21 protein-coding genes and 1 pseudogene are annotated in these 25,037 nt (G+C 64.1%); 13 read left to right on the top strand and 9 right to left on the bottom strand.

Annotated features, from left to right (window positions below; all coding sequences use genetic code 11):
* The first annotated feature begins 16 nt into the window (after positions 1-16).
* Both IVA87_RS25645 and IVA87_RS25640 read left to right on the top strand, forming a co-directional pair.
* Positions 17-2,235 (top strand): annotated as a pseudogene (locus IVA87_RS25645) (acetate--CoA ligase family protein).
* Between the two features lie 109 nt (positions 2,236-2,344).
* Positions 2,345-3,166, top strand: a complete 822-nt coding sequence (locus IVA87_RS25640) for an MlaD family protein (RefSeq protein WP_247303644.1) — start codon at positions 2,345-2,347, stop codon at positions 3,164-3,166.
* Positions 3,167-3,442: 276 nt separating this feature from the next.
* On the opposite strand, the gene IVA87_RS25635 is transcribed toward IVA87_RS25640, so the two are convergent.
* Together IVA87_RS25635 and IVA87_RS25630 are read right to left on the bottom strand one after the other, a co-directional pair.
* Positions 3,443-4,945 carry an NAD(P)/FAD-dependent oxidoreductase gene (locus IVA87_RS25635; RefSeq protein WP_247303645.1) on the bottom strand — a complete coding sequence of 501 codons (1,503 nt, stop codon included), beginning with the start codon at positions 4,943-4,945 and terminating at the stop codon, positions 3,443-3,445.
* A gap of 125 nt (positions 4,946-5,070) precedes the next feature.
* Complete coding sequence (locus IVA87_RS25630) at positions 5,071-5,829, bottom strand: trypsin-like serine protease (RefSeq protein WP_247303646.1); 759 nt, start codon at positions 5,827-5,829, stop codon at positions 5,071-5,073.
* A 122-nt stretch (positions 5,830-5,951) separates the two neighbouring features.
* Between IVA87_RS25630 and IVA87_RS25625 the strand changes: the two genes are divergently transcribed.
* Positions 5,952-6,587: an HAD-IA family hydrolase gene (locus IVA87_RS25625; RefSeq protein ID WP_247303649.1), complete on the top strand. Its 636-nt coding sequence runs from the start codon at positions 5,952-5,954 to the stop codon at positions 6,585-6,587.
* A gap of 6 nt (positions 6,588-6,593) precedes the next feature.
* Here IVA87_RS25625 and mtnA read toward each other — a convergent pair whose 3' ends face one another.
* The 3 genes from mtnA to IVA87_RS25610 all read right to left on the bottom strand — a co-directional run bounded on the left by mtnA (position 6,594) and on the right by IVA87_RS25610 (position 9,124).
* The gene (gene mtnA / locus IVA87_RS25620) at positions 6,594-7,700 is read right to left on the bottom strand and encodes an S-methyl-5-thioribose-1-phosphate isomerase (protein WP_247335650.1); all 1,107 of its coding nucleotides are present in this window, start codon (positions 7,698-7,700) and stop codon (positions 6,594-6,596) included.
* Positions 7,701-7,718: 18 nt separating this feature from the next.
* Positions 7,719-8,594 (bottom strand): S-methyl-5'-thioadenosine phosphorylase, encoded by an 876-nt coding sequence (locus IVA87_RS25615; protein ID WP_247335648.1) that lies wholly within the window; start codon positions 8,592-8,594, stop codon positions 7,719-7,721.
* A 257-nt stretch (positions 8,595-8,851) separates the two neighbouring features.
* The gene (locus tag IVA87_RS25610) at positions 8,852-9,124 is read right to left on the bottom strand and encodes a phosphopantetheine-binding protein (RefSeq protein WP_247303654.1); all 273 of its coding nucleotides are present in this window, start codon (positions 9,122-9,124) and stop codon (positions 8,852-8,854) included.
* Positions 9,125-9,481: 357 nt separating this feature from the next.
* Between IVA87_RS25610 and IVA87_RS25605 the strand changes: the two genes are divergently transcribed.
* The 7 genes from IVA87_RS25605 to IVA87_RS25575 all read left to right on the top strand — a co-directional run bounded on the left by IVA87_RS25605 (position 9,482) and on the right by IVA87_RS25575 (position 19,164).
* Positions 9,482-10,699 carry an acyl-CoA dehydrogenase family protein gene (locus tag IVA87_RS25605; protein WP_247303655.1) on the top strand — a complete coding sequence of 406 codons (1,218 nt, stop codon included), beginning with the start codon at positions 9,482-9,484 and terminating at the stop codon, positions 10,697-10,699.
* A 74-nt stretch (positions 10,700-10,773) separates the two neighbouring features.
* The gene (locus IVA87_RS25600; protein ID WP_247335645.1) at positions 10,774-11,754 is read left to right on the top strand and encodes an amino acid--[acyl-carrier-protein] ligase; all 981 of its coding nucleotides are present in this window, start codon (positions 10,774-10,776) and stop codon (positions 11,752-11,754) included.
* Between the two features lie 41 nt (positions 11,755-11,795).
* Positions 11,796-12,671 (top strand): acyl-CoA acyltransferase, encoded by an 876-nt coding sequence (locus IVA87_RS25595; protein ID WP_247335642.1) that lies wholly within the window; start codon positions 11,796-11,798, stop codon positions 12,669-12,671.
* Positions 12,672-12,963: 292 nt separating this feature from the next.
* Positions 12,964-15,831, top strand: coding sequence for a PAS-domain containing protein (locus IVA87_RS25590; RefSeq protein ID WP_247335639.1), 2,868 nt, complete (start codon positions 12,964-12,966; stop codon positions 15,829-15,831).
* A gap of 204 nt (positions 15,832-16,035) precedes the next feature.
* Positions 16,036-17,013, top strand: a complete 978-nt coding sequence (locus IVA87_RS25585; protein WP_247335637.1) for a tripartite tricarboxylate transporter substrate binding protein — start codon at positions 16,036-16,038, stop codon at positions 17,011-17,013.
* 152 nt (positions 17,014-17,165) lie between these two features.
* A complete protein-coding gene (locus tag IVA87_RS25580) occupies positions 17,166-17,651 on the top strand; it encodes a tripartite tricarboxylate transporter TctB family protein (RefSeq protein ID WP_247303660.1) in 486 nt (161 codons plus the stop codon).
* A gap of 4 nt (positions 17,652-17,655) precedes the next feature.
* On the top strand, positions 17,656-19,164 hold the full coding sequence (locus IVA87_RS25575) for a tripartite tricarboxylate transporter permease (protein ID WP_247303661.1): 1,509 nt from the start codon (positions 17,656-17,658) through the stop codon (positions 19,162-19,164).
* Positions 19,165-19,250: 86 nt separating this feature from the next.
* Here the strand turns inward: IVA87_RS25575 and IVA87_RS25570 are convergent, their stop codons facing one another.
* Positions 19,251-20,945 carry a GGDEF domain-containing phosphodiesterase gene (locus IVA87_RS25570; protein ID WP_247335635.1) on the bottom strand — a complete coding sequence of 565 codons (1,695 nt, stop codon included), beginning with the start codon at positions 20,943-20,945 and terminating at the stop codon, positions 19,251-19,253.
* Positions 20,946-21,167: 222 nt separating this feature from the next.
* Here IVA87_RS25570 and IVA87_RS25565 point away from each other — a divergent pair, with 222 nt between their 5' ends.
* Positions 21,168-21,428 (top strand): hypothetical protein, encoded by a 261-nt coding sequence (locus IVA87_RS25565; protein ID WP_247282053.1) that lies wholly within the window; start codon positions 21,168-21,170, stop codon positions 21,426-21,428.
* Here the strand turns inward: IVA87_RS25565 and IVA87_RS25560 are convergent, their stop codons facing one another.
* The 3 genes from IVA87_RS25560 to mtgA form a co-directional block, all read right to left on the bottom strand.
* Entirely contained in the window at positions 21,429-22,082 is a 654-nt protein-coding gene (locus IVA87_RS25560; protein WP_247303953.1) for a hypothetical protein, read from the bottom strand.
* A gap of 140 nt (positions 22,083-22,222) precedes the next feature.
* Positions 22,223-22,405 carry a 50S ribosomal protein L32 gene (rpmF, locus tag IVA87_RS25555; RefSeq protein WP_007598106.1) on the bottom strand — a complete coding sequence of 61 codons (183 nt, stop codon included), beginning with the start codon at positions 22,403-22,405 and terminating at the stop codon, positions 22,223-22,225.
* Between the two features lie 170 nt (positions 22,406-22,575).
* Complete coding sequence (gene mtgA, locus IVA87_RS25550; protein ID WP_247303664.1) at positions 22,576-23,250, bottom strand: monofunctional biosynthetic peptidoglycan transglycosylase; 675 nt, start codon at positions 23,248-23,250, stop codon at positions 22,576-22,578.
* A 161-nt stretch (positions 23,251-23,411) separates the two neighbouring features.
* Here mtgA and IVA87_RS25545 point away from each other — a divergent pair, with 161 nt between their 5' ends.
* Positions 23,412-24,335 carry a polyprenyl synthetase family protein gene (locus IVA87_RS25545; protein ID WP_247303666.1) on the top strand — a complete coding sequence of 308 codons (924 nt, stop codon included), beginning with the start codon at positions 23,412-23,414 and terminating at the stop codon, positions 24,333-24,335.
* Positions 24,336-24,344: 9 nt separating this feature from the next.
* On the top strand, positions 24,345-25,037 hold the full coding sequence (locus IVA87_RS25540; RefSeq protein WP_247303668.1) for a DUF1345 domain-containing protein: 693 nt from the start codon (positions 24,345-24,347) through the stop codon (positions 25,035-25,037).

The raw sequence follows: 25,037 nt of genomic DNA, 5'->3' as shown, positions 1-25,037 counted from the left end.
CAGATGAGGTCACGCCATGGAAGCTCAGGTGCCCGCTGCGTCGGTTTGTCTCCGTCGATGGTCTCCCCCACCCGACGCCAGCGACGTGGTCAAGGGCATCCATGCCATGCTGCACCCGCGCAACATCGTGCTGGTGGGCGCGACCGACAAGCCCGGCAACTATGCCGAGCGCATCTGGAACAATCTGGTCAAGTACGGCTACGAGGGCGGGCTCTATCCGGTCAACGCCAGGCGCGACACCATCTGGGATGTCCCCTGTTACAAGGACTTTGCCAGTCTTCCCGAGCAGCCCGATCACGTCCTGGTGCTGGTGCCGGCACGCTCTGCGGTGCAGGTGATCCGCGATGCCGCCGCGGCCGGCGCGCGTTCGGCCACCATCGTCACCTCAGGCTTCAGCGAGTTGCAGGACGACGAGAGTCAGAAGCTTGCCGCCGAATTGCAAGCAGCCGTACGCGAGACGGGACTTGCGGTCACGGGACCAAACTGTCTCGGCAATTTGAGTGCCGGCGAAAAGCTCTTCACCAATATCGACGATCGTATCGTCACCATGGAGCAGGGGCCGGTGGCGATCGCCGGACAATCCGGCGCCATCGTCATGGCGATCCGCCAGGCGCTGGAGGACCGGGGTGTCGGCGTCGGCTACATGGTGACGACCGGCAATGAGGCCGGGCTCGAGACGCCGGATCTGATGCGCTATTTCGCCGAGGACCCGAGCATCAAGGTGATCGTCGTCTATCTCGAAGGCGTGCGCAATACCAAGGCGTTCCGCGACGCCTGCAAGGCGGCGCGCGCCGCGAGCAAGCCCGTGATCGCGCTCAAGCTCGGCGCGTCGGAGGGTGGCCGCGCTGCGGCGATGGCGCATACCGGTGCACTCGCCGGATCGATCGAGACATTCGATGCCATTGCAACCCGCGAAGGCGTGATTCGGGTCGGTGGGCTCGACGAGTTGATCGAGACCACCGAGTGCTTCGTCCACGCCGTGGCGCCCAGAGGCGACCGGCTCGCCGCTGTCACCTTGTCCGGCGGCAAGCGCGGTATGTTGATCGACGCTTTCTATGCCGTGGGCTTGAATTTCGCTCCGCTGAGCCCCCATGTCAGCTCGGAGCTGGCAAAGATGCTCGGCCCGGGCTCGATCGTCGGCAATCCACTCGATGCAGGGTTTGCCGCCGTGGTCGATCCCTCCGTCTACATGAGGTCGATTAAGCTGATGATCGACGATCCCGATATCGACGTCGTCATCATCGACGCTGAGCTGCCGAAGGCGCCGCACGAGCTGCGCGAGCGCAATCTTCGCATCGTCAATGACATGGCGAGCAGGGCCGCAAAGCCCGTGATCTATATCAGCGCGATGTCGATCGGCTTCACCGAATTCACCAAGGCGCTGCGCAAATCGCTGCCGCATCTGGCGGTGATGCAGGGCATGGACCGCGCGGTGACCGCGATCAAGTCGCTGCTCGATTACGCAAAGCTGCGCAAGGAAGTGCCGGACATCGTCTCACGCTCGAAGCCGGCCGCACGTGCCGTGCTCGAGAAGATGCTGAAATCGGCGAGCGGCGCCGCGCTCGATGAGGTTGCCTCCAAGAAGCTCCTGAAAGCATACGGCATCCCGATCTCGAAGGAGGCAATTGCGCAGACGGCGGCAGAAGCCGTGAAGATCGCCAAGCAGATCGGTTTCCCGGTTGTCGCTAAAGTCGTTAGCGCCGAGATCCTGCACAAATCCGACATCGGTGGCGTGGTGCTGAACCTCAACAGTGCCGCCGAGGTGAAAAAGGCGTTCGCCGACATCACGGCTCGGGTGAAGAAGCTGAAGGGCAAGCCCAAGCTCGACGGCATCCTGATCGCGCAGCAGGTCAGGGCCGAACTCGAACTGGTTGTCGGCGCCTCGCTCGATGCCGAGATGGGGCCGGTCGTGCTGTTCGGCACTGGCGGCATCGACATTGAGCTGATGAAGGACGTCGCACTCGCCGGCGCGCCGCTGGACGAGGCCGAGGCGCGGCTCCTGATCGGTCGCACCAAGGCCGGAATCAAGATGCGCGGTTATCGCGGCAGGCCGACGCTGCACGAGACCTCCGCAGTGAAGGCGCTCGTCGGCCTATCCAACCTGATCGCAGACGCCGGCGACCGAATCGCCTCGATCGACATCAACCCGTTCCTGATTAACACCAAGACGGGCGTGGCCGTCGATGCCCTGATCGTCCTGAACACGCTGCGGCAAAGCGCGCGGCCGGGCATTGAGATGAGGTGGAGCGGGTTACGCTTCGCTAACCTGCCCTACGTAACATGCGGCCAAAGTGCATCCGGGCTGCTTCCAACTTCTCCGCTTTGGCCGTAAAATCGTCCCTGCATGGCACGCGCGAGCAATCTCGTGATCGGAACGGCGACGCTGGCGGCGATCGCCGTGGCGTTCGGCGGCCTGCTCGGCGTGCAGAAATGGCGCACCATCCAAAGTCGCAGCCAGTTGCGCGTGGTGTTCGAAGGCGGCTCCGCCAGCGGACTGCGTCGCGGCGGGCCGGTCAATTTCGACGGTGTGCCTGCGGGCCAGATCCTGTCGATCAAGCTGGACAGTCCCGGCAGGATCGTGGCGCTGGTGATGCTCGACAACACCGCACCGATCCGCAAGGACACCGTCGCAGGCATCGAGTTCCAGGGTCTCACGGGCGTTGCCGCGATCTCGCTGATCGGGGGTGCCCCCTCCGCGCCGCCGGTGCCCCTGGACGTGGACGGCATTCCCATACTGACCGCCGATCTCAGTGACGCCGAGTCCATCGTCGATGCCCTGCACAGCGTCGACCGTACGATCGTGAGCAACGCCCCTGCGATCAAGGAGGGCCTGCGCACATTCGAGAACTACACCGCCGATCTCAGGGGCAAGGGCGGCGAGATCGACTCCGTCATGGCGAAGGTCGACAGCGCCTTCGCGGGCTTCGACAAGGCGGTCACGAAGATCGAGGGCGTGGTGCCCGGCTTCGTCGACGGCAAGGCCGACGAGCTGTTCGAGAAGATACAGGGACTGCACGAGCTGGCCGACACCATGAAGAAGAAGTCGGCAAGCTACCTCGAGGACATCCGCCGTTCGCTGCTCGACGTCAGCGAGACCGCCAGCAAGATGGCGGGAACGCCCGTGGCGCCGCGACCGCCGCGCAAGCCTGAGCAGCAGAAGCGGTGATCTCTTCGTTATCCTTCCTGAAGGAAGGTCGCCGCGGCTGCTCCGACTAAGACTAATCTCGGCCAGAATGCCCGGCGAGTTGCCGTGACGCTCCGGCGCGAGCAACTGGCTCGCTCGTTGGCCACCAAGCCAGACCCTTCCACTTAGCCGCGGCACGCCCGATGGAAGGCCGCTTACATTCATGGCCGATCGTGTGACGTGCGTCTGTGACCGCCGATGCCCGGCGCGCCTATACGGCTTTACGATTGTGGCGTTGCCGTTGCTCTCGCAATCTCCTCACCCATACACAAACGCCGCATCGTCCAGGTCCGTCTTCGGAATCTCGTCCTTCTCGGTCCAGTAGTCCTGACTGTGCTGCCATTCTGGCTTGTCGCCGCGCTTCGGCAACAGGTCCATATTGCGTATCATGTATCCGGGGTTGAAGTTTTCCGGATCGATCCAGGGCAGGATCGGCATGTTGTGGTCTTCGGGGCGCAATCTCACCTCGACCTTCTTTGCGCCCTTGCCCTTCATATGGCTGAGCAGCCGACAGACGAAATCGGCGACCAGGTCGACGCGCAGCGTCCAGCTCGCGCGGAAATAGCCGAACACCCAGACCATGTTCGGCACGCCCGTGAACATCATGCCGCGATAGGTGACGGTGTCGCCGAAGGCGAGCGGCTTGCCGTCGATCTCGAAGGCGATGTCGCCCAGGGCGGCGAGGTTGAAGCCGGTCGCGGTGACGATGACGTCGGCTTCGAGCAGCTTGCCGGATTTGAGCTGGATGCCGTTCTCGACGAAGCACTCGATCTCGTCGGTAACGACCGAGGCCTTGCCGCTGGCAATCCCCTTGAACAGATCGGCATCCGGCACGAAGGCGATGCGCTGCCGCCACGGCCGGTACTTTGGCGTGAAATGGGTCTCGACGTCGTAGTCGGGGCCGAGGACCGCGCTGATTTGACCGATCAGCTCCTTCTTCACCTGCTCCGGCTTGGAGACGCAAAGCTTGGTGAATGCATCCTGCTCGAACAGGATCTTGCGCCGGACGATCTCATGAATCCACTCCTCGTCGACTTGAAGCCTGCGCAGCTCCTCCGCAATCTCGATGGCGTTGCGACCGAGCCGGAAATAGGTCGGCGAGCGCTGCAGCATCGTGACATGCGCGCACTTGTCCGCGATGTTCGGAACGAGTGTTGCCGCGGTCGCGCCGGAGCCGATCACGATCACCTTCTTGCCCGTGAGATCGACGTCGTCGGGCCATGTCTGCGGATGGACGATGCGGCCCTTGAACCGGTCCATCCCCTTCCATTCCGGCGTGTAACCCTCCGAATGCCGGTAATAGCCCTGGCACATCCAGAGGAAGTTCGCGGTGAAGGTCTTCGGCTCGCCGGTGTCGGTCGTGACCGCCTCGATGGTCCAGAGATTTTGCTCGCTCGACCAGCTCGCGGAACTGATCTTGTGCTTGTAGCAAATGTGCTTCGCGAGATCGTTCTCTTCGATCACCTCGTTCATGTAGGCGAGGATCTCTTCGGCGGTCGCGATCGGCGGTCCGACCCAGGGCTTGAAGCGATAGCCGAAGGTGTGGAGATCGCTATCCGAACGGATGCCGGGATAGCGATGTGTGATCCAGGTGCCGCCGAAGCTCGCCTGCGTCTCCAGAATGACGAAGCTCGTGCCCGGAAGCTGCTTGGTGAGATGATAGGCGCTGCCGATGCCGGAGATGCCGGCGCCGACGATCAGCACGTCGAAATGTTCGGAAGCTTGCTTGGTAGCGGTGTGACCGCGAACAGCGACATTCATTGTTGCTTGTTGCCTTGCTCGTTTTTCGTGGCCGGCCTTGACTGGACGGCGCGTTTCCTCCGCGACAGGCAGTGTCGCCCATCGCGCTTCCGTTTCAACATGACATAGATCCGGTCGCGGTCAAATCACAGTGCCGCACCCCAGCTCCGTGCGGTCTGCAAGATCCAGTCCCGGTAGAGCGTGAGCGGAGTGACCCCGGTCAACCCGCCGCAACCTGCGGCGCCGTTCGGCCCGGTCGACCAACTGACGACGCCAACGAGCACGGCACCCTTCGGCTTGTCCTCGAACACCGGTCCGCCGGAATCGCCGGTACAGGCGCCGATTCCGTCACGAACACCGTTGGTTACGGGATCGACCAGCCGAATCTGGAGCGTGCCGGGCTGGCCGGTGGCGACCAGCGCAGCGAAACGCGTAATGCCACCGCTCTTGCCATCACCGCGAACTGTGACGCCGATGCCGGCGATGGTAAAGCGGCTGCCGACGCGGATTGGAATATCCGGTGCACCGACCGGCACCGTCGATTTTCCCTTCAGTGGAATTTCCAGTTGCAGCAGTGCCACGTCGGCAGTCGCCCGATGCGCCTGCATTGCCTGCATGTTGAAATTCGGATGGATCGCGACAGAACGGACGTTCAGCAATTGCGGCTGGCCGTCGCCGCCGCGATCGACGATCTTGTAGTCCGCGCCGGGCTGCACGCAGTGAGCGACCGTCAGCACCAGCTTCGGTGCGATCAGGCTCCCGGTGCAAAAATTGCCGCGCGAGCCGACGATGGTGACGATGGCGCGGGCGACACCCTCCGCTTGCGGCGTGCCGCCGCCAACGATGGCGTGAGCAGGCGTGGCGAGCAGCAAAATGGCAGTGATGAATGTCGCAATTGTCTTCATGGGAACACGTTTCGGCAGGCGGTTCGGTCAAGGGCGGAGTTTGCTTCAGGCTGGCCCTTGCCGATAGCGCGTGCTAGCCGTCTTGTCAGCCATCCTGGCACTGAATTGACGAGGACAGGACCTTGACGATCGAGGCTGTGATCTTTGATTTTGGCGGCGTGTTGACGAGCTCACCGTTCGAGGCGTTCGCCCGCTTCGAGACCGAGCGTGGCCTGCCCATCGACATCATACGGCGCACCAATGCCGCCAACCATCTGGAAAATGCCTGGGCCAAGTTTGAACGCGCCGAGGTGGATATCGACACGTTCGATCTTTTGTTCGCCGAGGAATCACGTGCGCTTGGCGCAGAGGTGCGCGGGCGCGACGTGCTGCCGCTGCTCCAGGGCGAGCTGCGTCCCGAGATGGTCGAGGCGCTGAAGCGCATCAAGGCGCAATTCAAGACCGGCTGCATCACCAACAACCTCCCGGCCAACGCCATCAGCAGCCTGACGGGACGCACGCTCTACATTGCCGAGGTGATGGCACTGTTCGATCACGTCATCGAGTCCGCCAAAATCGGCCTGCGCAAGCCCGATCCACGCATCTACCGGCTGATGCTCCAGACGCTGAAGGTTGATCCCAACAATTGCGTTTATCTCGACGATCTCGGCGTCAATCTCAAGCCGGCTCGCGAGATGGGCATGACCACGATCAAGGTCACCAGCGGGGTCCAGGCCATCGCCGAGCTCGAGGTCGCGACGGGGTTGAAGCTCTGCTAGTCCAACCTATTCTGCAGCGGCCGCGATCCGCTCCGGAAACGCGGCCGCGAGCGCGGCACGGTCGGGCTTCAGCACGCCGCGCTCGGTGATGAGGCCGGTCACGAGGCGCGCCGGCGTCACATCGAAAGCATAGTTCGCGACCGGGGAGCCCTCCGGCACGATGCGCACCGTCTCCAGCCTCCCGTCCGCGGTGCGACCGGTCATGTCGGTGACCTCAGAGCCACTGCGCTGCTCGATCGGGATGTCACGGATGCCGTCATGGATGGCGAAATCGATCGTCGGCGACGGCAGCGCGACGTAGAACGGCACACCGTTGTCGTGCGCGGCGAGCGCCTTCAGATAGGTGCCGATCTTGTTGCAGACGTCGCCGTTGGCGGCGACGCGGTCGGTGCCGACGATAGCGAGATCGACCATGCCGTGCTGCATCAGATGGCCACCGGTATTGTCCGGGATCACCGTGTGCGGCACGCCGTGATGGCCGAGCTCCCAAGCCGTGAGCGCGGCGCCCTGATTGCGCGGGCGGGTCTCGTCGACCCAGACATGGATCTTGAGGCCGCGCTCATGCGCAAGATAGACCGGCGCCGTCGCTGTGCCCCAATCGACGGTCGCGAGCCAGCCGGCGTTGCAATGAGTGAGGACGTTGACCGTATCGCCCGGCTTCTTCGCCGCGATCGCCGCGATCAGCTTCAGGCCATTGCCGGCAATGCCGCGGTTGATCTCGACGTCCTGCTCGACGATCTCGTCGGCGCGCGCGTAGGCCGCCTCCGCCCGTTCAACCGGATCGATCGGTGCGAGCGTCGCGCGCATCTCGTCCAGCGCCCATTTCAGATTAATCGCGGTCGGCCGCGCCACGACCAGCGTGTCATAGGCACGCTTCAGGCCGGCGTCGGAGGCGTCCTCGCGCATCGCGAGCGCCATGCCGTAAGCGGCGGTGGCGCCAATCAGCGGCGCGCCGCGCACCAGCATGTCGCGGATGGCGACCGCCGCCTCCTCGCATGACGTCAGCTCCGCAACAACGAACTCGTGGGGCAACCTGCGCTGGTCGATCGCGCCGACCGACCAGCCGTCGCGCTCGCGCCAGATGCTGCGAAAATGCTTGCCGTCGACCTTCATGGCATTCTGCCTTTCGTCTCAACCGCGCAGGATACGCCCCGCCACCGCATCGAGTTTCTTCAAAAGCTCGGGATCGCGGGCCTCGGGCGCCGTGATCAGGGCGGTGTCGAGCGCGCGATCCGAGCCGATCGGGCACGGCTCATGCTCGCGCGGAAAATCCTTTGCCAGCCGTGCCACCAGCGCCTTGGCCTTGTCGGCGTTCGAATTCAGCACACGGATAATGTCCTGCACGGTCACGGCATCGTGGTCGGGATGCCAGCAGTCGAAATCCGTCACCATCGCAACGGTGGCATAGCAAATCTCGGCTTCCCGCGCGAGCTTGGCCTCGGGCATGTTGGTCATGCCGATCACGGAATAGCCCAACGTTTTGTAGGTCATGCTCTCCGCGTAAGTGGAGAATTGCGGCCCCTCCATGCAGACATAGGTGCCGCTACGCGCGATTGCGATTTCCTCGGCTTCGGCCGCTGCGGCAAGATGGATTCGCAGCCGTGGCGAGACCGGATGGGCCATCGAGACATGGGCGACGCAGCCGCGGCCGAAGAACGAGCTCTCGCGCTTGTGGGTGCGGTCGACGAACTGATCGACCAGCACGAAGGTGCCGGGCGCAAGTTCCTCCCTAAAGGAGCCGCAGGCCGACAGCGAGATCAGGTCGGTGACGCCAGCCCGCTTCAGAACGTCGATATTGGCGCGATAGTTGATGTCGGAGGGCGACAATCGGTGGCCCTTGTCGTGCCGCGGCAGGAACACGACCGGCAGGCCCGCCATAGTGCCGCGGCGCAGGGGCGCTGACGGCTCGCCCCAGGGGCTCTTGATCGCCGCTTCGCGCGCACCCTCTAGGCCGGGCAGATCATAGATGCCGGAACCGCCGATGATGCCCAATACCGCCTGCGTCATGCCTGCTCCATCCCATCCGCCACGTGCGACATGGTCAAGCTATGCCAGTTTTGCGGCAGATTTGGAACGGGGTGGTAGTGTGGTCAGGAAGCGGGCGCTATCGCCACGCCATCGGTGTGTCGTCTTGGCGAAGCGGGCCCATACCGCGAGGTCTATCGGTTGCGAACGGTCTTTGTCCCGAACGACCGGTCTTCGCAAAACTGCTCCCTGGGGGAAATGGGTCTTGGCTTTCGCCGGAACGACCTCAGTGGTTCAACCTAAGCTGCGTTCGCCGGCTGCAGCTGAGCTGCGATCATCCGCTCCAGCGTCTCGACGGTTTGGAAATTCTCCGGCGTGATTTCGGCTTGCGGGATGGTGAAGTCGAATTCGGCCTCGACGCCGAGCATCAGATTGACCATGTCCATCGAGGCCAGGCCGACATCGACGAGCTTCGCCGACGGCGTGATGTCCGCCGTGAGCGAGTTCTGTTCGAGGATGCCCTTCACCAGCTTGATGATGCGATTGCGCATGTCGGTATCGAAAGCCTGCATCGGCAAATTCCCATCTATCTATCGGAGGCGGACCGGACTGCCGGCTACGATGGACACGGCCAGTCGGTCCCGCAATGGGCACGAGGATTACTTCGTCCTTCTTAGTAAACGATGACTCAAATTGACTAAAATTCGGGGGCTCTTCCAGAACCCTAACGGGTCCACGGAATTTCGGCCCCCTCCAACAACCTGACCTTAACTGTTCGTTCGGAATTGGGCTTTGTTTACCCTCTATTTCATCGACGAATTTGAATTAAATCCGTAGCCTCGTCTCACAAGCAAAGATGGTCGGAGGATCGCCGGCGGCATCGCGAATGATGGCGGCGATCTCGAACGGCGAACCGGAGGCGGACGAGCATGAACGTGCGTGAAGCAGTCCTCACTGTCGACGAAACGCAGACGAGCTTTCTCGAGCAGGGCCCCTCCCTGATCGAGCGTGCCGCCCGGACAGCCGCTGCCGCAGCGGCCGACGCAGACGAGGTCGATCGCGACGCCCGCTTCCCCCACACGGCTTTCGAGGTCGCGCGCGAGCAGAAACTGCTTGGCGTCATGATCCCGGTCGAGTTCGGCGGCTTTGGCGCCTCGATCTACGACGTCACCGACATCTGCTACACGCTCGGGCGCGCCTGCGCTTCCACCGCGATGATCTACGCGATGCACCAGACCAAGGTTGCCTGCCTCGTCAGGCACGGCCACGGCATCCCCTGGATGGAAACCATGATGCGCCGGGTCGCGCGAGACCAGTGGCTGCTCGCCTCCTCCACCACCGAAGGACAGAACGGCGGCAACATCCGCGCCAGCGCCGCCGCCGTCGATCACGCCGGCGACATCGTGTCGCTAGTACGCGATGCGACCGTGATCTCCTACGGCGCCGAAGCCGACGGTCTCGTCACCATCGCCCGCCGCGCCACCGACGCTGCCGCTTCCGACCAAGTGCTGCTGGCACTCGCCAAGGGCGATTATTCGCTGAAGCGGACGCTGGGTTGGGAAACGCTCGGCATGCGCGGCACCTGCTCGACCGGTTTCGAGCTGAAGGTCGATTGCCCCGCCGACCGCGTTTTCCCGGAATCCTATGACAAGATCCACGCCCAGACCATGACGCCGTTCGCGCATCTATGCTGGTCGTCCGCTTGGGCTGGCATTGCCGCCGCCGCGGTGACCCGTGCGCAGGCCTTCATCCGCAAGGTGGCCCGCAGCTCCGGCGGACAAATGCCGCCGGCCGCGGCGCATTTCACCGCCGCGAAGATGTCGCTCACAAAGCTGCGCGCGCTGATCGCTGCCAACATCGACGCCTTCGCCGGCGCCGAGCATGACGAGCGCGCGCTGAGCTCGCTCGACTTCCAATCCTCGATCACGCTTTTGAAGGTGCAGGCCTCCGAGCTCGCGGTGGAGACCGTGATGCATGCGATGCGTACCGCGGGCCTTTCCGGCTACCGCAACGACGGTGAGTTCACCATGGGCCGCCACCTGCGGGACGTTCTGTCGTCGCCGATCATGATCAACAATGACCGTATTCTCGCCAACGCCGCGACATCGACGCTGATGAGCGGCGTTCCATTGAGCCTTCGTGACTGACGTGCCTTCATGACCGACTAGCCTTGGCGACTGAACCAACAAGAACAATTTTGAGATAGCAGGACATCAACTCCATGAACATTGCCGTCCTCCCCAATTCGCCCGCGACCGCACCGGAGATCATCGATCCGCTCGATCATCTCACCGACAAGCTATTCCACCGCATGGGCTCGGACGGGGTCTACGCCCGCACCGCGCTCTACGAGGGCATCGTCGAGAAGCTCGCCACGCTGATCACTGGCCATCGCGAGGCCGGAACCGAGGTGATGCGCTTTCCGCCGGTGATGAGCCGGGCTCAGCTGGAGAAATCCGGCTACCTCAAGAGCTTTCCGAACCTGCTCGGCTGCGTCTGCGGCCTGCACGGCACCGAACGCGAGATCAACGCTGCGGTGAGCCGCTTCGATGCGGGTGGCGACTGGACCTCATCGCTCTCCCCGGCCGACCTCGTGCTGTCGCCAGCCGCCTGCTATCCCGTCTACCCGATCGCAGCAAGCCGAGGCCAACTGCCGAAGGACGGCCTGCGCTTCGACGTCGCCGCCGATTGCTTCCGCCGCGAGCCGTCAAAGCATCTCGACCGCCTGCAATCGTTCCGGATGCGCGAATATGTCTGTATCGGCAGCCCCGACGACGTCGCCGACTTCCGCGAGCGCTGGATGGTGCGCGCGCAGGCGATCGCCCGCGACCTCGGCCTGACCTTCCGCGTCGACTACGCCAGCGATCCTTTCTTCGGCCGCGTCGGCCAGATGAAGGCGGTGAGCCAGAAGCAGCAGCAGCTGAAGTTCGAGCTCCTGATCCCGCTGCGCTCGGAGGAGCAGCCGACCGCCTGCATGAGCTTCAACTATCACCGCGAGCATTTCGGCACGACCTGGGGCATTCAGGATGCCAATGGCGAGCCGGCCCACACCGGCTGCGTTGCCTTCGGCATGGACCGGCTCGCGGTCGCCCTGTTCCACACCCACGGCATTGATACCGCTTCCTGGCCAGCCAGGGTGCGCGACGTCCTGGGCTTACAGCCGCATGTTGCGGCCGAGGCCCACGGCGAAGGCTGGCGCTAACGGAACTCACGAGGCTGACCATTTCCACGGGCAAGACGAGCGTGATCCACACCAAGGTCCGATGCCGCGAAATCACCGAGACCGATGTCGAAGCCATCGCGGACCTGCTGACGCGCGGCTTCATCGGCCGCTCGCGGGACTATTGGATCCAGGGCCTGCGCCGGCAGGCTTTCCGGACCGTGCCGGAGGGCTATCCGCGCTTCGGCTACATGCTCGAGGATGACGGCATACCGGTCGGCGCACTGCTGCTGATCTACACGGCGCGCCAGCACGGCGAAGAGGCCGCCATCCAGTGCAATTTGTCGAGCTGGTATGTCGATCCGGTCTACCGCAATTACGCGCCGCTGCTGACCAAGATCGCGCAGCGGCACAAGGACGTCACTTATCTCAACATCAGCCCGGCGCCGTGGACCTGGCCGATCATCGAGACGCAGGGCTTTCGCGCCTATTGCTGCGGGATATTCTTCTCGGTGCCTGCGCTGGCGCGCCCCCCGCGCTGGAGCACGATCGAGGTGATCTCGCCGCACGCCAAGGCGATCCAGGGGCTTGGCGAACCCGAGACCGAGTTGCTGACACGACATGCGCGCTACAATTGCCTCAGCCTCGTCTGCCGCACACCGGAGGGAACGTTCCCCTTCATCCTGCAACCGGTGCGCATCCGCCGCGGCTTCATTGCGCCGCCTGCGATGAAGCTGATCTACTGCCGCAACACCGCCGAATATGCCACTTGCGCGGGCCGGATCGGCCGGCTGTTGCTGCGGCTCGGCAAGATTGCGGTGGCCGTCGATTCCAACGGCCCGCTTCCCGGCCTCGTCGGCCTCTACACCGAACGGCGCGGCCGCAAATATTTCAAGGGCCCGCACCGGCCGCAGCTCGCCGACCTCACCGACACGGAACTCGTGCTGTACGGGCCTTGAGCAGGCCCGCAGGCTGCGCACTGGCCCGTCATTCGGAGGTGCTCGCCTTGCGCAGCGCGGCGCGCCTCGAAGGATGAACGGCCGCGATGCAGCCGGCCCGACGCTCTTTCCAGATCTCCGCTATGCTCCGGCGCCTCAGGGTGACGGTGATACTCCGTGCACACGCATCTCTGCATCACCGGTCACTCTCCGTAAACTACTGCGCTTAAGGGAATTTTCTGGCCTCTTCGCTACCCTCGGCGGCTGAATTACGTCGCGTTAGCTCTATCGCCCGCCGAGATCCACGACTCACATGACGTCGACCCGCGAGAACGAGCATGGTGCACACCGCGAACAGGCCCCCGAGGCACTGGTTGCGCTCAGCCAGCTTGCGCTCGACCACATGGAGCAGGGCGTCTGCGTCTACGATGCCCACAACCGGATCGTGCTGGTCAATCAGCGCTACCTCACGCTGTTCGACATGTCGGCCGATATCGTGCGGGTGGGCACGAGCTATCGCGAGGTGCTTGCCCACAGCGCGACGCGCGGAAACTTTCCGCAGCACGAGATTGATACGCTTTACTCGGCGCGAATGACGCAAATTGCAGGGGGCAAGCCCTTTCGCACCGAACAGCGGCTTGCCAGCGGCCTCGTCATGGCGCTCGAGCTGAAGCCTCTCCCCGGCGGCGGTTGGATGACGATCTGCGACGACGTCAGTCGTCTCGCCCGACTCGAGGCGGAATTGCGCGTGCAGACGGAGCGTAGCCAGCACGCGCTCGCGAACACGTCGCACGGCCTCATCATGTACGATGCCGACAGCCGCGTCGTCGTCTGCAACGACCGGTTCCTGGACCTTTACAATCTCGACTCCGAAATCGTGAAGCCGGGCATCTCGCACAGCACGGTGATCGAGCACTGGATGTCGCGCGGCAACCTGACGGGCATGTCAGCCGATGAGTTCCACCACACCAGGCTGGCGGACGTGCGCGCCAGGAAGGCGAAAACCCTGCTGGTGATGCGCTATGACGGGCGGATGGTGCAGGCGGTTTCCCGCTTCCTTCCCGACGGCGGCTGGGTGACGGTGCACGAGGACGTCACCGAGCGGTTGCAATACGAGGAAGCACTGAGGCAGCAGAACTTCATCCTCGATGCGGCGCTGGAGAACATGGCGCACGGACTCGCTTTCTACGATAGCGAGATGCGGCTTCGCGTCTGCAACAGCACCTACTGCATGATCTACCGGCTGTCGCCCGAGGAGACACGGCCCGGCACGCATCTTTCCGAGCTGATTGAGCGGTCGATGGCGAACGGCGCGTTCGCTTCCGAATACAGCCCGCAGCAACTCCTGGAAGTCGCCAGCGCGAGGATCGCGAACCGCGATTCCTCGCCGATGCGACGGCGCATGTCCAACGGGATCGTGATCTCCATGCGCTACTGTGCGCTGCCCGATGGCGGCTTCGTCGCCACCTACGAGGACATCACCGAACGCGAGCGCGCCATCGAGGAGCTGAGCGAGCAGTATCGACGTTTCGACGCCGCATTGAACAACATGAGCCAGGGCCTGTGCATGCTCGATTCGAGTCTGCGCGTCATCGTCTGCAACCGCCGCTATATCGAGATGTACGGCCTCTCGACCGAGATCGTGAAGCCGGGCGTCTCGATGCGCGAGATCATGGAGCACAGCTGCGAGCTCGGCATCCATCCGAACACCACGGGCGCGCGGCTCTATGCCGACTATGTCGAGAGGCTGCGCGAGGGCGAGCACACGCTGCACCGCCATTTGAGCGACGGCCGCATCATCAAGCTCAATCACAAGCGGATGGAGCTTGGCGGCTGGGCCGTCACCTATGAGGACGTCACCGAGCGCCACAAGGCCCAGGCCCGCGTCGCGCACATGGCACGCCACGATTCGCTGACAGACCTGCCCAACCGCACGCTGTTCCGCGAGAAGATGAGCGAGGGGCTGAACCAGGTCGCGATCGCCGGCGGCGCGATGGCGGTGCTGTGTTTCGACCTTGATAATTTCAAGACCGTCAACGACCGCCTCGGCCACGCGGCAGGCGACCGCCTGCTGCGCTGGACTGCGGCGCGGCTGAAGGAGAATGTCGGCGAGCATGATACCGTCGCGCGGCTCGGCGGCGACGAATTCGCCGTGCTCCAACGCGGACCGCAGCCGCAATCGGCTGAAACGCTCGCCCGTCGCCTGGTCCAGATTATCGGCCATCCCCCGCCGCTGGAAAACCAGTCGATCCATATCGGCGTCTCCGTCGGCATCGCGATCGCGCCCGACCACGGGCTCGATGCCGACGAGCTGATGAAATGCGCCGACCTCGCCCTCTACCAGGCGAAGGCCAAGGGCCGCGGCGCCTATCAGCTGTTCGCGCCCGAGATGGAAGAAGAGGCGCGCAGCCGGCACGCGCTGGAGCACGATCTGCGCGGCGCGTTGGAAGCACGTGAATTCCATCTCGTGTTCCAGCCGCAGGTGCGGCTCGACAATTCCGAGCTGATCGGCTTCGAAGCGCTGTTGCGCTGGAAGCATCCCTCGCGCGGCTTCGTCTCGCCGGCCGAATTCATTCCGATCGCGGAAGAGACCGGGCTGATCGTCCCGATCGGCGAATGGGTGCTGCGCACCGCCTGTGCGACCGCTGCATCCTGGCCCGAGGTCACCATCGCGGTAAACCTGTCGCCGGTGCAGTTCCGCTCGCGCGGCCTGGTGTCGATGGTCACGAGCGCACTTGCGGAAGCCGGCCTGCCGCCACAACGGCTCGAGCTCGAGGTCACCGAGACGGCTCTGCTCGACGACAGCGAGGCGACGATCGAGATCCTGCACCAGCTCCGCGCACTCGGCGTGCGGGTCAGCCTCGACGATTTCGGCGTCGGCTATTCCTCGCTCAGCTATTTGCGCAAGTTTCCGTTCGATCGCATCAAGATCGACCGCTCTTTCGTCGGCACCCTCGGCGAGAGCCCCGAAAGCGTCGCCATCGTCCGCACCATCGCCAGCCTCGGCTCCGTGCTCGGGGTCGAGACCACGGCGGAGGGAGTGGAAACCGCGGAGCAACTCGACTTCGTGCGCGAATGCGGCTGCACCGCCGTGCAGGGCTATTATTTCGGCAAGCCGTGCCCGGCGGCCGAAGTCGGCGGCATCATCGAGAGGCTGAGCGGAGTCCGGCGCGTGGCGTAGCGGCTTCGCCCGCTCAAATTCCGTATCTCGGCACGCCGCCAAACGACCAATTGTCGCATGGATGGTTTCCGGCGGAATTGCCGTCTCGCTCCTTGCCTGGCACAGACGCAATGGCGCTTTTCTTCTCTCGTGATTTCGGGAACAATCGCTCCACAGAATGAGAGATGGCGGCTTGAGCGAGGCCGCTGCGAGGGAGGCGTTTCTATGTCGCGATCCGGGCTGAAGACGATTGCCTTTGCCGCCATACATGCGGTCATAGGCGCAGTGCTCTCCACTGCTGCCAGTGCGCAGGACTATCCTACCAAGCCGATTACGCTGATCGTGCCCTGGCCGGCCGGTGGTTCGACTGACATCTCGATGCGCGCGATCGCCGACAGCGCTTCGAAGGTCCTGGGTCAGCCCGTCGTGATCGACAACAAGGCCGGCGGCGGCGGCACGGTGGGACCTGCAACCATGGCCGCGGCCGCGAGGCCGGACGGCTACACCATCTCCCAGATCCCGATCACCGTCTTCCGCTTGCCCTTGATGCAGGAGGTGTCATGGGATCCGGCGAAGGATTTTACCTACATCATCCATCTCACCGGCTATACCTTCGGCGTCACCACCAACGCGGAGTCCCAGTTCAAGAGCTGGAAGGACGTGGTGGAGTTCGCCAAGGCGAACCCGGGCAAGGTGACCTACGCGACGCCCGGCACCGGCACCTCGCTGCATATCGGCATGGAGCAGATCGCGGCGATGTCCGGCATCAAGCTCACCCAGGTGCCGTTCAAAGGCGGCGCGGAAACCAACGCCGCGGTCCTGGGGCAGCATACAATGCTTCAGGCAGACTCCACGGGATGGCGGCCGCTGGTCGACGCCGGCAAGCTGCGGTTATTGATGGTGTGGACCGCTGCCCGCTCGCCGAATTACCCGGATGTACCGACGCTGAAGGAGCTCGGCTATCCCATGGTCTACGACTCCCCGTTCGGCATCGCCGGCCCGAAGGGGATGGATCCGAAAATCGTCGCCAAGCTGCACGATGCGTTCAAGAAGGCGGTCGAAGACCCGGCCGTCGTGGCAACGCTCGCCAAATATGACATGGTGCCGAACTACAAGAACACCGAGGATTACAAGAAGTTCGTTGTCGAGGTCACGGAGTCCGAGCGAAAGGTGATCGAGACACTCGGGTTGGCGAAGAAATAGACTGAGCCGCTTCGGTGTCCCGGACGCGGTGCAGCGCTTCTGCAGCGATGCACCGCAGAGCCGACCAGCTTGCCACGAACCACCGGACCTCCGGATCTGCAGCGCACCACTTGGTGCTGCGCAGCGTCCGGGGAACGGCTGAGAGAGAAGCGATGAACAACCAAACCAATGTCAAACTCCGCCTCAGCAACTCCGAACTCTGGGGCGGGTTGATCGGGCTCGCACTCGGCGGCTTCGTGATCTGGTCGGGGCTGAAGCTCAAGCTCGGCACCATCAACGATCCCGGCTCCGGCTACGTGCTGTTCTACACGGGCATCCTGATATGCGTGTTCGCAACCAGCATCATCATCTCGGCAATCACCGAGGGCGGGCCAACGCTGGCCTCACGGTGGGAAAATGTGCGTTGGAGCAAGCCGCTTCTCGTCATCGCCTGCCTCACCGCGTTCTCGTTCGCACTGGAGCCGCTGGGATTCCTGTTGTCGTCGATCCCGTTGATGCTGCTGTTGTTGCGCCTGATCGATCCCGTGCGCTGGACGCTGGCGATTCCGATCGCCGTGCTTGTTCCGCTCGGCATGTGGTGGGTGCTCAAGCGCCTGCTCTTGATCCAGCTGCCCTCTGGCCTGTTCGGGATCGGCTGATCGCATGGATACGCTCGCCAATGTCGCGCACGGGTTCGGCGTTGCGCTGACCGGGATCAACCTGCTCTATTGCTTCATCGGTGTCTTCATCGGCACGCTGGTCGGCGTGCTGCCGGGCATTGGGCCGATCTCGGCGATGTCGTTGCTGTTGCCGGTGACGCTGTCGGGCACGCCGGAATCCGGCATCATCATGATGGCCGGCATCTATTACGGCTCGATGTATGGCGGCTCGACCACGTCGATCCTGGTCAACATCCCCGGCGAAGCTGCCTCCGTTGTCACCTGCATCGACGGCCACCAGATGGCGAAGCAGGGCCGCGCGGGCCCCGCGCTCGGCATCTCCGCCTTCGGTTCCTTCATCGCCGGCACCTTTGCGCTGATCGCGCTGATGCTGGTGGCGCCGAGGCTTGCCAGTATCGCCATCGCCTTTGGCCCGGCCGAGTATTTCAGCCTGATGGTGCTCGGCCTCGTCGTGCTCACTTTCCTGACCCAGGGTTCGATGCCGAAGGCGCTGCTGATGGCCTGCATCGGCGTCGTGCTCGGCCTGATCGGCCTCGACAGCATCACGGCGCAGCCGCGAATGACCTTCGGCCGCATGGAGTTGATCGACGGCATCGGCCTCGTGCCCGTCGTGATGGGCCTGTTCGGCGTCGCCGAGGTGCTGCTCAACACCGAGCAGGCGATCAAGCGCGACATCATCAATACCAAGATCACGCAGCTCTTGCCCAACAAGGCCGATTGGCAGGCGAGCGCCGGCCCCGTAGCACGCGGTACGCTGCTCGGCTTTCTGCTCGGCATCCTGCCGGGTGGCGGCGCCGTGGTGGCCTCGTTCGCGTCTTACGCACTGGAGAAGCGGCTGTCGAAAACGCCGGAGCGGTTCGGCCAAGGCGCGATCGAGGGCGTCGCAGGCCCCGAGTCCGCCAACAATGCGGCGGCCGGGGGCGCGTTCATTCCGCTGATGACCTTGGGAATCCCTCCGAACGTGGTGATGGCGCTGCTGCTCGGCGCGTTCGTCATCCACGGCCTGCAACCGGGTCCGCTGCTGATCACACAAAACCCCGGCCTGTTCTGGGGCATCGTCGCCAGCATGTATATCGGCAACGTCATGTTGCTGATCCTCAATCTGCCGATGATCGGCATGTGGGTGCAACTGCTCAAGCTGCCCTATAACATCCTCTTCCCCCTGATCATCCTGTTCACGATCCTGGGCGTCTACTGCTCCAGCAACAACGTGTTCGACGTTTACGTGATGATCGCGTTCGGGATCATCGGCTATTTCATGCGCAAGCTCGGCTACGAGCCCGCGCCACTGGTACTCGCCTTCGTGCTCGGACCGATGCTGGAGAACAATCTGCGCAAGTCGCTGATCCTGTCGCAGGGCGACCTCTGGACCTTCGTGCAGCGGCCGATCTCGGCGGCGTGTCTTGCGCTGGCGATGGTGCTGCTGATCGCACCGCTGTTGCCCGCGCTGCGCAAGAAGCGTGAGCTGGTGGCGTTGGACGAAGGGGCGTGAGGAGGTTTATACTTACTGCCTGACGTACCACCCTCTCCCACAAATGAGAGGTGAAGCGAGATCCCCGCGCGACGAAACGAAAACACCTACCCAGCCGCAGGCAGCGCATTGTCCGGCGGTGCGCCCCATGGCCGCTCGGCTGAGGCGAGGCCGATCAGACGGCCCTGGATGTAGTCGCAGCCCCAGTCGCGCAGCATGCTTGCGGCCTCTTCGTCCTGGACCCATTCGGCGACCGTCTTGATGTCGAGGCGGCGGGCGAGGTCGATCAGGGTCTGCACGAAGGCGCGATCGTCGGCGGACCGCGTGACGTTCTGAACGAAGGCGCCGTCGATCTTGACGATGTCGACGCCGAGCTTGCGCAGGTTCCTGAACGAGGTGTAGCCGGCGCCAAAATCGTCGATGGCAATGCGGCTGCCGAAATTCTTCAGCCGCGTGACAAAGCCGCGGACGTCATCGATGTCCTGAATCGCGACCGTTTCGGTGATCTCGACGATCAGCCGTTCGGCGACGCCGGGATGAGCCAGCATCAGCGACTCGATGCCCGCCCACCAGTCCGGATCCATGGTCGTATCAGGCGAGATGTTGAGGCTGAGGCAGATGTCGGGTGCAGCCGCGAGCTCGGCGACCACGAGCTCGAGCACGCGATGATCGACGAGGCGAATCAGACCGAGCCGTTCGGCGACCGGCACGATGTCGGGTGCGAGCAGCACCTGGCCGTCGCCCTGGTCCATCCGCACCAGGCACTCGTGGAACGCGCGTTCGCGCGAGGAGGCCGAGACCACCGGCTCATAGGCGAGCTTGATGCGGCGCTCGTTCAGCGCCGTGACGATCTCGTCGGTGACGCGGATGTTAACGCGGCGCTGCGCGTCGCGCGCGGGATCCGGGCGCCATGCGGCGAACGAGCCGACGCGGCGTCGCTTTGCGGCATCGAGCGTCTCATGGGCGCGGTTGACCGCCTCGTCGGTGGTGCGGGCATAGCGCGGCACGCTGACCGCACCGATCGACGCGGTGACCGAGACCGGGCCGGATTTGGTCGGCACCACCTCGTCGCGGATGCCGGCGAGGAAGCGCTCGGCGGCAACGTTCGTGTCGTCGACGGTGCAATTCTTCAGGATCAGGCCGAACTTGTTGCCGGAGAAGCGACCGAGCACGTCGCCGCCGCGCAAGCGCGCGCGAATGCGCTTGGCGACGTCAAGGATCACCGCGTCGGCAACGTCGAAGCCGAAGGCGTCGTTGACGCGGGCGAGATGATCGATGCCGACGAGCATGAAGGCTGCGGTCGAGCGGAAGCGGGTCGTCTCCTCGATCGCCTCGGCCAGTGAGGCGATCAGATGGGAGCGGTTGAGCTCGCCGGTGAGCGGATCGAGCCGGGCCAGTTTCGTCAATTCCTCGTCGCGGGCATGACGCTCGTTGTTGATGCGGACGGAGCCGATCGCCCGCGTGGGGCGGCCGTCGGGACCGGCAAACCAGCGGCCGGTCTCCTCGACCAAGATCACGGGATCGGAAGCGCTCATGCGCACGCCGTACTCGACCCGATAAGGCGTGCCGCCGGCACCGTGCACGGCAGAGGTCTGCGCCAGCGCCGCGCTCCGTAGCGATTGCGCAGGCTCGATCAGCTTGGCGAATTCGGCCCCGGTGGCGAGCCGCTCGGCGGGAATGCCCGGGAAGACGGCGCTGACCTGCTCACCCCAGACGATGACGTCGCTGGCGATGTCCCAGGCGAACACGGCCTGGCCGAGCGCGGCGAGGATGTCGGAGGCTTGCGGCAATCCAGGGGTCAAAGTCGCCTCGTTTCGGGACAGTGGAAAAGTTCCTGAGCTGGCACAGGATAGAGCCAGATTCGCCGCCGACCCTAGGCAAAGTTGATAAACAATTTGGAAACCACGTTTGTCGGCACCGGGGAACCAATCCGGCCCGGCCGGCATAGGGCTTGCGAGTACATGGCACGCACCGGCGCCAGCGTCCCGAAACGCGACAATCCCGCCGGACTAACGGTGATTGCGATGTTGAGTACTGATCGAGCGGACGCAGGGGACAATGGGACTGGCACGGCCCTCGTGCCGCTAATGCCGACGTTGCAGTGGGTCCATAAGGCACCGCTGCCGCGACCCGATCCGAGCTTCGTCACCCAGCTGATCGCCAATGCCGAGCAATTGCCCCAGGCGAGCCGGCTGCGCCGCGCCTCGTCCGAAGATGCGCAGATGGCCTATGGCAGCAAGCGCCCGCTGCCTAGCGTCAGCGCGCGCACACGGCAGGTGGCTTGATCAGCGCGGCGGTGTATCCGGCGAGGACGGCGTGCCGTTGCCCGGCTGAAGATGCGGCGAGGGGATTTCCGGCGAGGGCGCGCTTTGCACCGGCTTCGGCGCGGGATGATCCGTCAGCACGGATTCGGCGACGGATTGCGCCGACGGTGCGGGTGGCACGACCGGTGCCGGCTGCGGCGCGATCACCGGCTCGAACTTGCGCTCGGACGCCACATCGTCCGCCGCCGCTTCGGCCTGGCGCTTGGCCTTGCGTGGCGCAGCCATCGTCGTCTCGGCGACATAGCTGACGCGACGGCGCGTGCGCTGGGCGATGCCACCGAGGAAGTCGGCCATCGCGAGCAGCACAAGCAGGAAATAGGTGGAATTGCCGAATTTGGGCCACATCACGAATTCGGCGGCGGCCGCGCCGAACACGATCAGCGACAGCAGGTGATCCATCAGGAATTTCGAGCCGGGCCGCGCGCCTTTGACCACCTCGAGCAGCAGCAGCACCACCCCGAGCGCGAGCAGCAGATCGGCAAGCGTGACCGGCCAAGTCTCGCCGGACACCATCGGCACCTTGAACAGCACGTCCGTAAAGGACACCGTTGGCATCAGGAAGGCGATGATGTTGTAGACCGCGAGCGGAATCAGAAGTAGCGGGAAACCGACCATCGGCAAGATGCCTTCTCGATCAAGATATCCGGACAGGATAATACAGCGGCGAAGCATTTGCTCCGCCGCCTCCCCGTCTATCTCATGGGGTGGCCGAAATCAGGCAGGCCAATCGGCCCGCCCGAAGAAAGGTCCTGCCCTCAGGATTCTTTCTTCTTCAGGACCTGGCGACCCTTGTACATGCCGGTCTTGAGGTCGAGATGGTGCGGACGACGGAGCTCGCCGGAGTCCTTGTCTTCCACATAGGTCGGCTTCTTGATGGCGTCGGCCGAGCGGCGCATGCCGCGGCGCGACGGCGAGGTTTTTCTTCTCGGAACGGCCATTTCAATTATCCTCTAGGGATTGGTGTCATCAGGGCATCGTCCGCGAAAGGACGGCTCAGCACCCGCAATACGAGGCGAGCTGAATGCCGATCAAGGCCGCGCTTATAGAGGAAGGCTGGCGGTAAAGCTAGGCTCTTGGACCGGAAAATACGCCCGGAATGGGCCCGGAATCAGCGATTTTCGTGCCAGCAGGTCGCAAGCGAGCTCGCCTGCCCCCGCGCCATATAGGTTGCTGCCAGCCGCCTCACACCCGGTCCGGGGCTCCGCGCACTGCGTTTGACCGGATTGGGCAGGATCGAGGCCAGAAGGGCGGCTTCCCGAGAGGAGAGGCTGGCGGCCGACTTGCCGAAGGCATAGAGGCTGGCCGCCTCGACCCCAAACTGCCCCTGCGGGCCGAGTTCTGCGATGTTGAGGTAGATCTCCAGGATTCGCTGCTTGGGCAGGACGAGGTCGATCCACAGCGCCAGGGGGAATTCCAGCGCCTTGCGGACGAAGTCCCGCCCCTGCCAGAGGAACAGGTTTTTTGCGACCTGCTGGGTGATGGTGGAGGCGCCCCGGAACGCCGTACCGTCCTCCTGAGCGTCATCGATCGCCTCGCGCAGCGCCCCCCAGTCGATGCCGTGATGCTTGCAGAAATGCGCGTCCTCGGCGGCCACCACCGACCGCGGCAGATACGGCGACATCGCCGCCAGATCGATCCATTGGCGCTGCATCGGCGCGCCCCGAAGCGAACGCCAGGCTATCAGCGTGGAAACCGGATGGCCGGTCCGGTAAAACGGCGCGATCACATAGGGCGCGAGAGCCACGACCGCGAGCACGACCAGCAGTATCTTGACGATGCGCAAATCGACCTTTCCGGCGCAAAATGAAACGCGGCCACGCGCTAGACCATTAAGTCTGTGATAATTCGGGCCTTTTCCAGCAGTTTTTAGGCCTTCCAAACGATTGACTGGGGCCGACTCATAAAGGATTGTCCCGCCGAATTTTTGTTCTGGAGCCTTTCTTGATGACCGGCACGTCCCCGTCCGATTTCGCCAAACGTCTGGACAAGACCGCTGATGACACTGAAGCCCTGCTCAGGCACCTGTTGTCGGACGACATCCTGCCCGATGAGATCGCTCGCCCCAAGCGACTGATGGACGCAATGCGCTATTCGAGCCTCAATGGCGGCAAGCGTCTGCGGCCGTTCCTGGTGGTCGAAAGCGCCGCCGTGTTCGGCGTGCCGCGCGAAGCCGCGCTGCTCGCGGGCGCGGCGCTCGAATGCATCCACTGCTACTCGCTGATTCATGACGACCTGCCGGCGATGGACAATTCGGACCTGCGCCGTGGCCGCCCCACCCTGCACAAGAAGACCGATGACGCCACCGCGATCCTCGCCGGCGACGGCCTGTTGACGCTCGCCTTCGACATCATCACCCGCGACGAGATCCATCGCGACGCCAATGTGCGGCTGCTGCTGACACGGGCGCTGGCGCGCTGCGCCGGCATTGGCGGCATGGTCGGTGGCCAGATCCTCGACCTCGCCGGCGAAGGCCGCTTCGGCGACCGCGAGCCCGTCGATGTCGCGCGCTTGCAGCAGATGAAGACGGGCGCGCTTCTGCGCTATGGCTGCATCGCCGGCGCGATCCTCGGCCAGGCCTCGAGTGCGGAATATCAGGCGCTCGACGATTACGGCCGTGCGCTCGGCGAAGCCTTCCAGATCGCCGACGATCTGCTCGACGTCGAGGGCGATGCGGCAGCGCTCGGCAAGCCCTCGGGCCAGGACGCCGCGCTTGGCAAGACCACCTTCGTCACCCAGCTCGGCATCGAAGGCGCCAAGCAGCGCGTGCGCGACCTGCTCGCGCGAGCCGACAGCGCCGTGTCGATCTTCGGCGACCGCGCTGCCGTGCTGCAAGCCGCGGCGCGATTCGTCGCCGAACGGAAGAACTGACGCGCGTCGATGGCCGCCGGCGGCAAAGAGGATCCCGTCCTCGCCCGCTTCCGCCAGATGTCGCGGCCGATGCGGTTGCTTTATGCACGGCCGCGAACGTTTGTTGCGCTCGCTGTCGGCATCCTCGTCTGCCTGCTGCTGCCGGGCACGCACCGGCTGGTGACGCGGCTCTTGCTCGGCTGGGACGCGCTGATCGCGGTCTACCTCGTGCTGGTCTATGCGATGATGCTGTGCAATGACCACCAGCACATTCGTCGCGCCGCTGCGATGCAGGACGACGGCCGCTTCGTCATTCTGCTGGTGACGGCGACCGGCGCCTTCGCTAGCATCGCGGCGATCGTTGCCGAGCTCGGCACGTCGCATCGCGGCGTCATGGAGCTGACGATCGCGATCACCACAATCGCACTGTCATGGGCTGCCGTGCACACGACCTTCGCGCTGCATTACGCGCACGATTATTATCGGCACGGTACGGCAGGAGGCCTTCAGTTTCCGAGCGGCGACAAGGAAGACCATGCCGATTACTGGGATTTCGTCTATTTCTCGTTCGTGATCGGCATGACCGCGCAGGTCTCCGACGTCGGCATCACCGACAAGACCATCCGCCGCACGGCGACGGCGCACGGCATCGTGTCGTTCATCTACAACACGGCGTTGCTGGCGCTGACGGTGAACATCGCGGCAAGCGCTATTGCGACCTGA

The sequence above is a fragment of the Bradyrhizobium sp. 147 genome (genome assembly GCF_023073935.1).
Taxonomy (GTDB): Bacteria; Pseudomonadota; Alphaproteobacteria; order Rhizobiales; family Xanthobacteraceae; genus Bradyrhizobium.
This window is presented reverse-complemented; position numbering and strand designations above follow the sequence as displayed.

Excerpts from the sequence above, each read along its gene's own strand:
- IVA87_RS25600 (WP_247335645.1), top strand. The coding sequence starts at position 10,774 with ATGAACATTGCCGTCCTCCCCAATTCGCCCGCGACCGCACCGGAGATC.
- mtnA (WP_247335650.1), bottom strand. The coding sequence starts at position 7,700 with ATGAAGGTCGACGGCAAGCATTTTCGCAGCATCTGGCGCGAGCGCGAC.
- rpmF (WP_007598106.1), bottom strand. The coding sequence starts at position 22,405 with ATGGCCGTTCCGAGAAGAAAAACCTCGCCGTCGCGCCGCGGCATGCGC.
- IVA87_RS25605 (WP_247303655.1), top strand. The coding sequence starts at position 9,482 with ATGAACGTGCGTGAAGCAGTCCTCACTGTCGACGAAACGCAGACGAGC.
- IVA87_RS25610 (WP_247303654.1), bottom strand. The coding sequence starts at position 9,124 with ATGCAGGCTTTCGATACCGACATGCGCAATCGCATCATCAAGCTGGTG.
- IVA87_RS25630 (WP_247303646.1), bottom strand. The coding sequence starts at position 5,829 with ATGAAGACAATTGCGACATTCATCACTGCCATTTTGCTGCTCGCCACG.
- IVA87_RS25590 (WP_247335639.1), top strand. The coding sequence starts at position 12,964 with ATGACGTCGACCCGCGAGAACGAGCATGGTGCACACCGCGAACAGGCC.
- IVA87_RS25560 (WP_247303953.1), bottom strand. The coding sequence starts at position 22,082 with ATGGTCGGTTTCCCGCTACTTCTGATTCCGCTCGCGGTCTACAACATC.
- IVA87_RS25580 (WP_247303660.1), top strand. The coding sequence starts at position 17,166 with ATGAACAACCAAACCAATGTCAAACTCCGCCTCAGCAACTCCGAACTC.
- IVA87_RS25635 (WP_247303645.1), bottom strand. The coding sequence starts at position 4,945 with ATGAATGTCGCTGTTCGCGGTCACACCGCTACCAAGCAAGCTTCCGAA.
- IVA87_RS25615 (WP_247335648.1), bottom strand. The coding sequence starts at position 8,594 with ATGACGCAGGCGGTATTGGGCATCATCGGCGGTTCCGGCATCTATGAT.
- IVA87_RS25545 (WP_247303666.1), top strand. The coding sequence starts at position 23,412 with ATGACCGGCACGTCCCCGTCCGATTTCGCCAAACGTCTGGACAAGACC.
- IVA87_RS25640 (WP_247303644.1), top strand. The coding sequence starts at position 2,345 with ATGGCACGCGCGAGCAATCTCGTGATCGGAACGGCGACGCTGGCGGCG.
- IVA87_RS25575 (WP_247303661.1), top strand. The coding sequence starts at position 17,656 with ATGGATACGCTCGCCAATGTCGCGCACGGGTTCGGCGTTGCGCTGACC.
- IVA87_RS25540 (WP_247303668.1), top strand. The coding sequence starts at position 24,345 with ATGGCCGCCGGCGGCAAAGAGGATCCCGTCCTCGCCCGCTTCCGCCAG.
- IVA87_RS25585 (WP_247335637.1), top strand. The coding sequence starts at position 16,036 with ATGTCGCGATCCGGGCTGAAGACGATTGCCTTTGCCGCCATACATGCG.
- IVA87_RS25565 (WP_247282053.1), top strand. The coding sequence starts at position 21,168 with ATGTTGAGTACTGATCGAGCGGACGCAGGGGACAATGGGACTGGCACG.